This window comes from Haloechinothrix alba (genome assembly GCF_900188115.1).
Lineage (GTDB): Bacteria > Actinomycetota > Actinomycetes > Mycobacteriales > Pseudonocardiaceae > Haloechinothrix > Haloechinothrix alba.
This window is the reverse complement of the sequence record NZ_FZNW01000012.1, coordinates 65,420-78,251: the sequence shown is the minus strand read 5'-3', so window position 1 is coordinate 78,251 and position 12,832 is coordinate 65,420. Positions and strand designations below refer to the sequence as shown.

Sequence of the window (12,832 nt, the reverse complement as noted above, 5' to 3'; positions counted from 1 at the left end):
AACTCTCGTACTGGCCTTCCCAGTGTGGACTATGTGCTGGCTCACGGGGAGGAGAGGATGTCGCTCGTCAGCTGTGACTTCGACCGCTTCGGGTCGTGCGCCCCGCCCGCGCGGAGCACGTGTGCGAGACCGCCCGCGGAAGCCGGCGCGGGCCGCCGTTCGTGGCTGCCTATGCTCGGAGGCGAGGACGGTAGTCAGGTCAGCAGCCGGGTTCGGCCAAGGGGTGAGATGCGTGGCGGATGAGGACCACGAGGGCGAACACGGCTGGCCCACCGTCGACGAGGACGAGGAGCACGCGCACGACGGGGGGTATCCCGGCGGTGTGCCGCCCGCGCCGGGGCAGGTGTTGCCCGAACGCATCGGTGCGCCCGCCGACGAAGGTCCGACCGAGGAGCACGCCCCGCCCCGCAGCCACCGGAGGAAGCTGGTCCTCGGCTCGGTAGCGCTGCTCGTCGTGGCCGCGCTCGCCGGTGCGCTGGCCGTGCCGGACGTGTCGAACCGCCTCGAGCTGCCGTGGGCGCCGAACGCGCCGCTCGGCCCGGTACCCGAGCCGGCCGCGGTGGAACGTGGCCTGCTCGGCTCGGACGCGACCGCGGAACGCCCGAGCGGTGCGGGCGTGACCGCGGCGATCGAGGACGCCGTGTCCGACCCGGTGCTCGGCGACCTGACCGGCAGCGTGATGGACCCGTACACAGGTTCGGTGCTCTGGGAGCAGGATGCCGACCGCCCGCTGACCCCGGCCTCGACGACGAAGCTGCTCACCGGGGCTGCGGCCGCGCTGTCGCTGGACGGCACGACCAGGCTGTCCACGACCGTGGTGCGGGGCGAGCAGCCCGAAGACGTCGTGCTCGTCGGCGGCGGGGACCCGACGCTGTCGCGGGCCGCGGACGGCGAGGACACGTTCTACCCGGGCGCGCCACGGCTGGACGAGCTCGCCGAGCAGGTACTCGACGCCGCGGGCGGTGAGATCGACACGGTGGCCGTCGACCTGTCCGCCTACACCGGCGACACCACCGCCGATGGATGGTCGTCCGAGGACGTGCCCTCCACCTATGCCGCGCCCGTCGTCGCGGGGATGCTGGACGGCGCGCGGACCGAGCTGGACGAGGATCACCCGATGCGCCAGGAGAACCCCGCCGGTGAACTGGTGACCGCGCTCGCCGAGCGGCTGGACGCCGAGGTGGCCGAGCCCAGCGTCGTGGATGCCGCGCCGGAGGCGGAGGTGCTCGGTGAGGTGCGCTCGGTACCGCTGACCGACCTGCTGCGCCAGATGCTGACCGCGTCGGACAACCTCCTCGCCGAGGCCGTCGCCCGGCAGGTCGCCATCGCCGAGGGCACGGAGCCCTCGTTCGAGGGCGCGGCCGAGGCCACGCTCGACGTGCTGGGGCGCGCGGGCTTCGACACCAGCGGCGTCGAACTGCACGACGGCAGCGGGCTCTCGGAGCACAACCGCATACCCGCCCGGCTGTTGGCGGAGCTGCTCGCGGTGACGGCCGGACCGCTCGATGGTGATCGTCCCGTCGCCGAGCTGCGCCCCCTGCTGGACGGCCTGCCAGTCGCGGGCGGCGACGGCACCCTGCTCGAACGCTATGCCGAGGAGCCCGCGGAGTCCGCGCGGGGCTGGGTCCGCGCCAAGACGGGCACGCTGTCGGAGGTGAACACGCTCGCCGGCACCGTGCTCGACCAGGAAGGCCGCGTGCTGGTGTTCGCGTTGATGTCCGAAGGCTCCACGGTGCGCGAGGGCAGGGCCGCGCTCGATGAGATCGCAGCCACCCTGCGCGACTGCGGCTGCGAATGAGGGTGCGGGTCCCGCTCGACGCGCAGCGCGGGCGGTCCGATCCGACGAGCGTGCCCGCGTGCCCGGCAGGTAGCGTCGAGGGCGTGAACACGCGGAGCGAGCGCAGCGAGTCCGGTGGGCGTGTCCCTGTCGACTGGTCGGTCGCGGCGGCTACCGGCGTGCGCCTCGTCGGTAGCGGCCCGAGCGTGCCGCGGGGGGACGCCGACCGTGTCGTTACCCAGCTTTCCGACCTGTCGGTGAGTGCGGAGCGGCACGTCCGCGAGCTGACCGGCCTCGGTACGGACCTTCCCCTCCTGCCGGGAACGGTGGTCGACCGGCGCGGGTGGGTCGAGTCCGCCGCCGCGGGCCTGCGCGCGCTGACGACGCGGGGTCCGGACGGGGACTCCTCCGGCGAGGGAGATGGCTCGCCGGGCACGGCGGCGCGCAACCCGTTCCGGCCGTTGATGGCGGGTGGCGCCGGTGTGCAGACCGGCCTCGCTCTCGCGTTCCTCGGGTCCAAGGTCCTCGGCCAGTACGACCCGTTCGGTGGGGCGGGTGACGCAGGCGAACCCGGCGAGGGCAGGTTGCTGCTGGTCGCGCCGAACGTGATCCAGGCCGAGCGCGCCATGGACGTCTCGGGTGACGACTTCCGCATGTGGGTCTGCCTGCACGAGTGCACGCACCGTCTGCAGTTCACCGCGGTGAGCTGGCTGCGCGAGTACTTCGCCACCGAGGTCGACCGGTTCATCAATGCCATGGACGACACCACGGCGGGCTCGCTGAGCAGGTTGCCCGAGGTGCTCAGGGAGGCCAGGAAACACCGGCCGGGTGCGCTGGGGATAGCAGAGGCGCTGCAGTCGCCCGAGCAGCGCCGGGCGTTCGACCGGCTGATCGCGCTGGCCACGCTGCTCGAGGGGCATGCCGACTACGTCATGGACGCGGTGGGACCGCGGGTGGTGCCGAGCGTCGAGGAGATCAGGCGCAAGTTCACCGAGCGCCGCAAGGGCGGCAGCCTGATCGACCGGTTCCTGCGCAGCCTGCTGGGTATCGACGCCAAGATCAAGCAGTACGAGCAGGGCGCGGCGTTCGTCCGGCACGTGATCGACCGTGCCGGGATGACCGGGTTCAACGAGGTGTGGCAGGCACCGGAGAACCTGCCGACGCGCGACGAGATCACCGATCCGGATGCGTGGCTGCGCAGGGTGTACACCGGCGATGACCGGTAACACGGTCGGACCCGCTGGGTTGCGGGTGCGCTCGGCCGTGCGTGACCTGCTCGGTGCCCCGGAGTGCGCTGCGCACAGGCGCGCCGGTGTCGTCGGGGTGGCGATCTCCGGCGGTGCGGACTCCCTCGCGCTGGCCGATGCGGCGGCATACAGTTGCGCGCGGCTGGGCATAGCCACCCGCGGGCTCGTCGTCGACCACCGCATGCAGGACGGCTCGGCCGACACCGCCGCGTGGGCGGCCGACACAGCCCGCTCGCTCGGCGTGACCGAGACACGGGTGCTGCCGGTGGACGTGCACGGAGCCGGTGGGCCGGAAGCGGCCGCGCGCCGGGCGCGGTACACGGCGCTGCGCGCGGCGATGCCGGAGGAGGACGCGCTCGTGCTGCTCGGCCACACCCGGGACGACCAGGCAGAGACGGTGTTGCTCGGGTTGGGTCGCGGCTCCGGGCCGCGCTCGATCGCCGGGATGCGGCCGCTGGACCCGCCGTGGGCGCGGCCCCTGCTGGACCTGCCCCGCTCAGACACCCAGCAGGCCTGTGCCGAGCTCGGCGTGCGCCCGTGGCAGGACCCACACAACGCGGACCCGCGCTTTACCAGGTCACGGCTGCGTACCGAGGTGTTCCCCCTGCTGGAGGACGTGCTGCAGGACGGGGTCTCCGCTGCGCTGGCGCGCACCGCGGCGCAGCTCCGCGAGGACCTCGTCGTGCTCGACGAGCTGGCCGGGGAGCTCTACGCCGAGGCCCGGCTGCCCGGGCACGGCGATCCGGGCGCCGGGGACGTCGCGGACGGGCTCGACGCCGAGACGCTCGGCACAGCGCGCGCGGCGCTACGCAGGCGGGCGCTCCGGCACTGGCTGCACGCTGCCGGTGCCCGCGACCTCTCCGACGGGCACCTGCGCTCCGTCGATGCGCTGGTCTCCGCGTGGCGTGGCCAGGGAGGCGTGTGGCTGCCAGGGAACTTGGTGGCGAGCCGCGCACATGGGACGCTTCGTGTGCAGCACTTCGTGTCCGGAAGCGTCACCGACCGACCGCAAGAACCCGACTAGAGGGGAACCGACCGTGTACTCCGGCGACATCGCCTCCGTGCTCATCACCGAGCAAGACATCCAGGACAAGACCGCGGAGCTGGCCAAGCTTGTCGCAGCGGACTACCCGGAGGGCGGTGAGGAGGACCTCATTCTTGTCGGCGTCCTCAAAGGCGCGGTGATGTTCATGACCGACCTCGCGCGAGCCCTGCCTGTCCCGTCCCAGCTGGAGTTCATGGCCGTGTCCTCGTACGGCTCGGCGACGACGTCCTCAGGGGTGGTGCGGATCCTCAAGGACCTGGACCGCGACATCACCGGCCGGCACGTGCTGATCGTCGAGGACATTGTCGACTCGGGGCTCACGCTGTCCTGGCTGATGCGCAACCTCGCCACGCGTAACCCCGCCTCGCTGGCCGTGTGCTCGCTGCTGCGCAAGCCGGACGCGGTGAAGGTGGATGTGCCGGTCGCCTACGTCGGGTTCGACATCCCCAACGAGTTCGTCGTCGGGTACGGGCTCGACTACGGCGAGCGTTACAGGGACCTGCCCTACATCGCCACCCTGGCGCCGCACGTGTACGAGGGGTGACCCTCGCGCGCGCGAGGGTCGTGGAGCATCCCCTTGGAACCCTTTTCTTCCGGAACGCGTCATAGCGACCACGAGATTGCGTTAGCCTGGGTGACGGCAGCCGTGGCCGCGCAGTGTGGCCGGTGGACCAGGGGAGAGTGACAATGTCCTACAGCGGTATGGACACCGCAGCGTTCATGGAGGCCGCCGCGACTGGGGAGATCGGGCTCGACCCGGACGCCGCGCAGGCCGTACTGAAGAAGATCCGCTCCGGTAAGGACGCGGTGGATGACCTCATCACCAAGGCGTCCGATGTCGGCGTAGCACCACAGCTGGGGGCCAATCCCGTCGGCGACGCGATGGCCGCGAAGTATGCCGACCGCGCGGGTGGGCACGGCGACTCCTACCTGCAGGCCCTTCGCAACCTGCGTGCGCAGTACGAGCAGGTGGAGAGCGCGATCAACTCCGCGATTCGCAACTACGAGGAGATGGAAGCCAATACGGCGGCCGAGCTGGACAGGCAGCTGTAAGGATCAGCGAACACGAGAGAAGCATTCGCGGGCGAGGACAGGGGGCAGCATGGATCCCGAGAACACCGAGGTAGCAGCCGGGCCCGGGGGCGGTGATGGCCAGGCCGACCTGCCGGACGGTGGATCGACCGGCCAGGAAGGCGCAGGCGGCGAGACCGCTTCCGGTGGCGGGGCGGGCTCCGGCACGCTCACCGGTTCCGACGGCAGGCACGAGGAGCTTGTCGCGGCGGTGCGCGCGGGTGACCAGGGCTTCCTGTTCGGTGACGACCGGGCGATCACGAACCCGCCGAACTGGGCGAGCCGGGACAGTACCCAGCTCTACAACGGCGCGACCATGCGCAACGACCCCGGGATGGTCGACGCGACCGGGCAGGCGTGGTCGAACCACGGTACGGCTCTCACCGACGTCGCCAACGGCCTGTTCGAGGCGATCAACCAGCTGGGACACGCCTGGGTCGGGCAGGCATCCGGCGCCGCGCAGGGGACGCTGGCGGCGATCGCCAGGTCCAGCGAGTCGGCCGGTGAGGCGGCACGCGCGATGGGGACGCGGATGGCCGAGCAGGCCGCGGCAGCAGCCGAGGTCAAGAAGATGCCGCCGCCGCGGGAGTTCGACCCCGAGCAGGCGCTGCAGGCGATGCTGGAAGGCGGGCCGGAGGCGATGACCGCCGACCTCAAGGCGCAGTCGGACGCCGCCCGCGATGTGAAGGAACAGCAGATCGCGTACTGCAACGCCTACACGGCTGCGTTGCAGCAGACCGACGACAGGACCCCCAGCTTCGGGCCGGAGTCGCTCGCGATGCGACCGGTGGTCGACAGCGGAGGCTCCGGAGCTGCCGGGATCGGTGGGTACGGCTCCGGAGTCGGAGTCGGTGCGGGCGGCGGTGCCGCAGCGCTGGGAACCACCGGTGCCGCCGCGCAGGAGCCCGTGCCCGCGCGTGGTGCGGTCGCCGCGGGCGGTACGGCCGCGGGGCACCAGCAGGCGTCCGTGCAGCCCGCGCTGCCCTCACCCGGGACGGCCACGCCTGCTGGCCCGGTCACGACCTCCGGGAACGCTCCGGTGTCCGGCTCGGGCGGGTCGGGTGTCGGCGTGACGGCAGGTGCGGCCGCGCTCGCGGCCGGTGTGGGTGCAGGCGGGGCCAAGGCGATGGCCAAGGCCAACCGCTCGGGCAGCAAGCAGCGCCCGGCAGGCGGCGAGAACGCGCAGGCCGAGGAGCAGCAGGCGCCCGAAGGGCAGCAGCCGCCCGAGGACAGCGGCACCGCACCCGCCTCCCCTGAGCAGACAAGCGCCACCGCGAACCAGGCCCCCGCAGGCGGAACAGCGGGACAGAGCGCGCAGGGCTACGGTGCGCAGGCCGCCGCGGGCGGACCGGTGCCGCCAGCCGGTACGCCGATGGGCGGCGGTGGTGCCGGGATGGCAGGCGGGGCCGGTGCCTCGGCGGGCGGCGACGAGGACCGCACGCACGAGTCGTACCTGATCGAGCCCGATCCCGACGAGCTGTTCGGCCCGGGCGAAGCGATGACACCGCCCGTTATCGGCATGATCGACGAGGAAGAGTGATGCAGGCGGCCGATCCGCTGTCGCCACTGGAGCTCGATTTCCTCTGGGAGTCGCACAGCGCCGGGGAGCTTCCGTACCCGCTCGAGGTGCGCTCGCACGGGGCCACCATGGACGAGCGAGCCGAGCTGCGCAGGCGCACCCTCGGCGAGCTTGCCGAGCGCGGCCTGCTCGACCAGCGCGGCAGGCTCCACCCGGAGCTTGCCGACCGGTTGGACGTGCTCGCGCAGGCCGACTCGAGTGTCGACTCGATGTTCATCCCCGATGCCGGTTCCGGTGCTGTGCTCGCGCTCGCGGCCGCGGCGGGTGGCAAGGGGGTGCTTGCCGTGCAGGCCGACGACGGGCTGAGGCTGGATGCGGTCGACCCGGACGGGCTGGCGACCGCGGTCGTGTCGCTGCTGCCGCGCGCGCAGCGGGGCCAGGAGCGGTCCGTGACGGTACCGATCGAGCAGCTCATGGCAGGCCCAGGTGCGGACTTCCTGCAGCGCAGGCCTGAGGCGGAGCTCGCTGCCAGGCCCGGACGCGGCAACGGCTCCACACGCCCGGGTACCGATGAGGAGCGCAAGGCGCTCGCGCGCCTGCACGCCCAGTCGCGGCTGCGGGGCGGACAGATCGGGGCGAACAGCCGCTCGTCGTTCGGGGAGAAGTCGCGTTCGGCGGTGCTGAGCTGGTTCGACACCGACGGCGGGCGCTACATGACGCAGGTGAGCCAGGGCGGCGACGGCCGTGACTGGGTCACCATCGCCCCTGCCGACGCGCCGACCATGCGGCACAGGGTCGGCGAGATGTTAATGGGAGCCCGCCGCTCGGCGATGGCAGGGTAGGCGGCGTTCCCGCCGCCGGTCGGCCGAACGGGAGGGCAACAGAATGACGCAGGGAACATCCGCCGCGCGGTTCTTCACACCGGTCGCCTTCGACTTCCTCTGGGAGTCCGCGGGGCTGGGTGAGGTGCCGTACCCGCTCCGCGTGTCCTCACACGGTGCGACGATGGACGAGCGGGTGGCGCTGCGCTTCCGTACCGAGGACGAGTTGCGCGCCGACGGCGTCAAGGACACCGTCGGCGGGATCGAGCCTGCCGTCGAACACTGGTTGACGCTGCTGGCCCGCGCTCCGCACAGCGTCGACGCGCTGTTCGTCCCCGAGCTCGGCGGGCAACCGGTCGCGGCGATCGCGGCGGCCGACGGCTCCGGCGGGGTGCTCGCGGTGCAGGACGCCGAGGGGATCCGGCTCCGGCCCATCTACCCGGACGCCGCGGTAACCGAGATCGTCGATCTGCTGCCCGCGTGCCGGCGCGGTACCGAGCGCTCGATCACGATCTCCCGGGAGGAGGCCGCGCGTACGGCTCCGGCACGGGGTGCGCACGCGTCGAGCGTGGCGGACGAACCCGAGGAGGGCCTGGCGAGCCGCTTCGGGTTGGGCCTCGCGCGCCAGTCCCGGACCCGCTCACGCCCCAGGCTGTCCGAGCGGACCGCCGGTGACCAGCGTGCGGACTACGCCCGGCTGGCCGGGCAGCCGCGCATCCGCGGTGGACAGCTTGCCGCCAACGCCCGCGACGAGTTCGGTTCCCGCCGCCGCTCCCCGGTGCTGGCGTGGTTCGACACCGACACGGGCCGCTACCTGAGCCTGACCAGGACCGGTTCGGACGGTCACGAGTGGATCACCGTGTCCCCGGCGGACACGAAGACGCTACGCAGCCGCCTGGCGGACCTGACCGGCGAGCTGAGTCACACCCGGTAGGTCCGCTGGGGCCGGCACGGAACAACGCCCGTCCACCAACCGTTGACCGGGCGCCAGGGAGGGAGCCGAACGTGACATTCGGCTCCCTCTATGGAAGCGGGGTCACCTTGGGCTCCCGGTTTGCCGCCTCTGGTCGGGTATGCCTGGGGCGGTGGGAGGGGTGACTGCCGGGCGGTACCCTGAAATGATGCGGTGTCGGCCTCGTCGGCACTGCTGTTACTCCCCGTGGCGTGCCCGCGCCGTGCCCACCCGTCGGTAGGCATCGCAAACTCTCGAGGTTAATTCAGGGAGGGTCAAGGCCTCAGCGGCCGATCAGCATGGACCGAAAGCGGCTCCTCAAGAACCCACTGGTGTGGATCGCCCTGGCTGTGGGTCTGTACTTCCTGTTCTCCACGCTCCTCGACGACCACCGCGGCTACACCGAGGTTTCGACGTCGCAGGCCATGCAGCAGATCTCGGCGAGCAACATCGGCTCGGCCGAGATCGAGGACAAGGAGCAGCAGCTGCTGCTCGACCTCGACGAGTCGATCAGTGTCGAGGGGGAGTCGACCAGCCAGATCATCACCCAGTACCCGGAGCGGGTGTCCCAGGACATCTACAACGACCTGCTCGGGCAGGACGTGGAAGTCGAGACGTCGGTCTCGCAGAGCTCGCTGCTGGGCCAGATGCTGATCTACATGATCCCGCTGGCGCTGCTGCTGTTGCTGCTGTTCTGGGTCATGAACAACGCGCAGGGCGGCGGGAGCAAGGTACTCAACTTCGGCAAGTCCAAGGCGAAGCAGCTCACGAAGGACATGCCGACCAGCTTGTTCACCGACGTCGCCGGTGCCGACGAGGCGGTCGAGGAGCTGCACGAGATCAAGGACTTCCTGCAGAGCCCGGCGCGCTACCAGGAGCTCGGGGCCAAGATCCCGAAGGGCGTGCTGCTCTACGGCCCGCCCGGTACGGGCAAGACGCTGCTGGCCCGTGCGGTCGCCGGTGAGGCAGGGGTGCCGTTCTACACCATCTCCGGCTCCGACTTCGTGGAGATGTTCGTCGGTGTCGGTGCCTCCCGGGTGCGCGACCTGTTCGAGCAGGCCAAGCAGAACGCGCCGTGCATCATCTTCGTCGACGAGATCGACGCGGTCGGCAGGCAGCGCGGTGCCGGACTCGGCGGTGGCCACGACGAGCGCGAGCAGACGCTGAACCAGCTGCTCGTCGAGATGGACGGGTTCGACTCCAAGGGCGGGATCATCCTCATCGCCGCCACCAACCGCCCGGACATCCTCGACCCGGCCCTGCTGCGTCCCGGCCGGTTCGACAGGCAGATCCCGGTACAGGCGCCCGACCTGCGCGGCAGGAAGGCCATCCTGGAGGTGCACGCGAAGAGCAAGCCGCTGGCACCGGACGCCAGCCTGGACGGCCTCGCCAAGCGAACGGCGGGTATGTCGGGCGCCGATCTGGAGAACGTGCTCAACGAAGCGGCGCTGCTGACCGCGCGCCTGCACCGGACCGAGATCGACGAGTACGCGCTCGAGGAGTCCGTGGACCGCGTCATCGGCGGTCCCGCGCGCAAGGGCAAGGTGATCTCCGAGAAGGAAAAGAAGATCACCGCCTATCACGAGGGTGGGCACGCGCTGGCCGCGTGGGCGATGCCGGATATCGAACCGGTGTACAAGCTGACCATCCTTCCACGCGGCCGTACCGGCGGGCATGCGTTGCTCGTGCCGGAGGACGACAAGGACTTGATGACCCGCTCGGAGATGATCGGCAGGCTGGTCTTCGCCATGGGCGGGCGCACGGCCGAGGAGCTGGTGTTCCACGAGCCCACCACGGGGGCTTCCTCGGACATCGAGCAGGCGACCAAGATCGCCAAGGCGATGGTCAAGGAGTACGGCATGAGTGCCCGGCTCGGCGCCGTCAAGTACGGCCAGGAGCAGGGCGACCCGTTCCTGGGACGTTCGGCGGGCAAGGAGGCGGACTACTCGCTCGAGGTTGCCCACGAGATCGACGAGGAAGTGCGCAAGCTGATCGAGACCGCGCACACCGAGGCGTGGGAGGTGCTGTCCAACTACCGCGACGTACTCGACGACCTGGTCTACGAGGTGCTGCGCAAGGAGACGCTGCAGCGTCCCGACCTGGAGCGCATCTTCGCGAAGGTCTCCAAGCGGCCGCGCATCACGGTGTTCAACGAGTTCGGCAGCCGCAAGCCCTCGGAGAAGCCGCCCATCAAGACACCTGCCGAGGTCGCTGCCGAACGGGGCGAGCCGTGGCCACCGCCGGAGCAGTCGCGACCGGAGCCGGTGAGCAGTGCTCCGGCCGGCGGCCCGGCGACCGGGCAGGCGGCCGGAGAGGGCCAGGAGTCGAGCCGGCAGGCCGAGCAGGAGCCGTCCGCTGCCCCCGCCAACCCGTACGCCTACCGGCAGGCAGGGCCGAACGGGACGGGCACGGACACCCGGCACGGCGCGCAGCGCGAGCAGTGGCCGGGCGACCCCCAGCAACGCGACCCCCGGTACGGAACGGGGCCGAACGGTGGACAGGCGTACCGTGGCTACGGGCCGCAGTCGCAGCAGGAGGGCTCGGCGTGGCAGGGCAACCCGAACGGCCCGCCGAACTACGGTGCCCCGCCCGGGTGGAAGCCGGCTACCAGCCCGAGCGGCCGGAACCGGCAGTACGGACCCGGCTCGCAGGGACCGGGAGCACCCGGACCTGGAACACCGGGACCGGGTGCGCAGGGGCCGGAAGGTCCCGTCGGTAGCGAGCGTGGGCAGCTCGGAAGTGAGCAGTCCCAGACGCCGGCCGACGACGACGGGTGGCCACAGGCCGGGCAGTACGGAGATGGGCAGCCAGGTGACGGGAAGCATCGACGGAACGCCGACGGGCAGGATGGGCAACATCGAGGGTGACGAGCTCGGCCCCTATGTCGCCAGCGGCGACGAGTACGTTCGCGACGGCGAGCCGGACGGGGCCGGGGAACTCGGCGAGACCGGCGTGGGACGCGTGTTCGACGCCGGCCGCGCGGAGAAGGCCGTCCGCGAGCTGCTCATCGCATGCGGCGAGGACCCGGACCGGGAGGGTCTGCAGGAGACGCCCGCCCGGGTCGCGCGTGCCTACCGGGAGCTCTTCGCCGGGCTGCACACCGACCCGGCCGCGGTCATCGACCGCACCTTCGACGAGAGCCACGAGGAGCTGGTTCTCATCACCGACATCCCGATGTTCAGCACCTGCGAGCACCACCTCGTGCCGTTCCACGGTGTCGCGCACGTCGGCTACATCCCCGACGAGCACGGCAGGGTCACCGGGTTGTCCAAACTGGCCAGGCTCGTCGACCTTTACGCGCGGCGACCGCAGGTGCAGGAGCGGTTGACGTCGCAGATCGCGGACGCGCTGGAACGCAGGTTGCAACCGCGCGGCGTGATCGTGGTCGTCGAGGCCGAGCACCTGTGTATGGCCATGCGCGGGATCCGCAAGCCGGGCGCCAGGACCACGACGTCGGCCGTGCGGGGTCTGTTGAAGTCGTCGGCGTCGTCCCGGGCGGAGGCGCTGGACCTGCTCAAGGGGCGAATCCGATGAGTGCACTGCGGTTCACACCCGGCGCCGGGGTACCGCGCCACGCCGGCAGGTGCAGCGTGGTCGGGGTTCTCAACGTCACCCCGGACTCGTTCTCCGACGGCGGACGGTACTACCACGTCGACGACGCGCTGCGCCACGCGCACGAGATGGCCGCGCGCGGCGCCGACCTCATCGACGTCGGCGGGGAGTCCACCCGGCCGGGAGCGGACCGGGTCGCGGCCGATGTGGAGATCGAGCGCGTCCTCCCGGTGATCAGGGCTCTCGCCGCGGACGGGCTGGAACTGTCCATCGACACCACTCGCGCCGAGGTCGCCGAGGCCGCGCTCGACGCGGGTGCGCACGTCATCAACGACGTCTCCGGTGGGTTGGCCGACCCGAACATGGCCAAGGTCGCAGCCGCCGCGCGGGTGCCGTTCGTGCTGATGCACTGGCGTGGGCACAGCAGGGAGATGGACTCGCTGGCGACCTACACGGATGTGGTCGAGCAGGTCCGTACCGAGCTGTCGCAGCAGGTGGATGCGGCGGTCGCGGCGGGCGTCGCGCCCGAGGAGGTCGTACTGGACCCCGGGCTGGGCTTCGCCAAGCGCGCCGAGCACAACTGGGCGTTGCTGCATCACCTCGACACGCTGCTCGTCATGGGGTTCCCGGTGTTGATCGGTGCGTCGCGCAAACGGTTCCTCGGTGCGTTGCTGCCGGATGCGGACGGCAACCCGCGCGAGCCCGACGGCCGGGAGGTCGCCACGGCAGCGGTGTCGGCCCTGGCGGCGGCCGCGGGCGCGTGGGGGGTCCGGGTGCACGAGGTCGGTGCGTCGTTCGACGCCGTATCGGTGTCGGCTGCGTGGGCTCGCGGTGGTGCGTGAGGCATC

General features: G+C 71.4%; 11 protein-coding genes. All 11 read left to right on the top strand.

Annotated elements, in window-relative coordinates; genetic code table 11:
* The first annotated feature begins 232 nt into the window (after positions 1-232).
* Positions 233-1,798 carry a D-alanyl-D-alanine carboxypeptidase/D-alanyl-D-alanine endopeptidase gene (dacB, locus tag CHB84_RS13085; RefSeq protein ID WP_176439935.1) on the top strand — a complete coding sequence of 522 codons (1,566 nt, stop codon included), beginning with the start codon at positions 233-235 and terminating at the stop codon, positions 1,796-1,798.
* 83 nt (positions 1,799-1,881) lie between these two features.
* Positions 1,882-3,003 carry a zinc-dependent metalloprotease gene (locus CHB84_RS13080; RefSeq protein WP_245818719.1) on the top strand — a complete coding sequence of 374 codons (1,122 nt, stop codon included), beginning with the start codon at positions 1,882-1,884 and terminating at the stop codon, positions 3,001-3,003.
* On the top strand, positions 2,993-4,048 hold the full coding sequence (gene tilS, locus CHB84_RS13075; protein WP_089301873.1) for a tRNA lysidine(34) synthetase TilS: 1,056 nt from the start codon (positions 2,993-2,995) through the stop codon (positions 4,046-4,048). The genes CHB84_RS13080 and tilS overlap by 11 nt, the downstream gene beginning before the upstream one ends.
* 13 nt (positions 4,049-4,061) lie before the next feature.
* Positions 4,062-4,613, top strand: a complete 552-nt coding sequence (gene hpt / locus CHB84_RS13070; protein ID WP_089301872.1) for a hypoxanthine phosphoribosyltransferase — start codon at positions 4,062-4,064, stop codon at positions 4,611-4,613.
* 143 nt (positions 4,614-4,756) lie between these two features.
* Positions 4,757-5,122 (top strand): hypothetical protein, encoded by a 366-nt coding sequence (locus CHB84_RS13065; RefSeq protein ID WP_089301871.1) that lies wholly within the window; start codon positions 4,757-4,759, stop codon positions 5,120-5,122.
* 49 nt (positions 5,123-5,171) lie between these two features.
* On the top strand, positions 5,172-6,680 hold the full coding sequence (locus CHB84_RS13060) for a hypothetical protein (protein WP_141134670.1): 1,509 nt from the start codon (positions 5,172-5,174) through the stop codon (positions 6,678-6,680).
* Positions 6,680-7,501: an ESX secretion-associated protein EspG gene (locus CHB84_RS13055; protein WP_089301870.1), complete on the top strand. Its 822-nt coding sequence runs from the start codon at positions 6,680-6,682 to the stop codon at positions 7,499-7,501. Before CHB84_RS13060 ends, CHB84_RS13055 begins: the two co-directional genes overlap by 1 nt.
* A 43-nt stretch (positions 7,502-7,544) precedes the next feature.
* Complete coding sequence (locus tag CHB84_RS13050) at positions 7,545-8,414, top strand: ESX secretion-associated protein EspG (protein WP_089301869.1); 870 nt, start codon at positions 7,545-7,547, stop codon at positions 8,412-8,414.
* Positions 8,415-8,731: 317 nt separating this feature from the next.
* Entirely contained in the window at positions 8,732-11,299 is a 2,568-nt protein-coding gene (ftsH, locus tag CHB84_RS13045; RefSeq protein WP_089301868.1) for an ATP-dependent zinc metalloprotease FtsH, read from the top strand.
* Positions 11,244-11,966, top strand: coding sequence for a GTP cyclohydrolase I FolE (gene folE / locus CHB84_RS13040; RefSeq protein WP_245818718.1), 723 nt, complete (start codon positions 11,244-11,246; stop codon positions 11,964-11,966). The genes ftsH and folE overlap by 56 nt, the downstream gene beginning before the upstream one ends.
* The gene (folP, locus tag CHB84_RS13035) at positions 11,963-12,826 is read left to right on the top strand and encodes a dihydropteroate synthase (RefSeq protein WP_089301866.1); all 864 of its coding nucleotides are present in this window, start codon (positions 11,963-11,965) and stop codon (positions 12,824-12,826) included. Before folE ends, folP begins: the two co-directional genes overlap by 4 nt.
* Positions 12,827-12,832 lie beyond the last annotated feature (6 nt).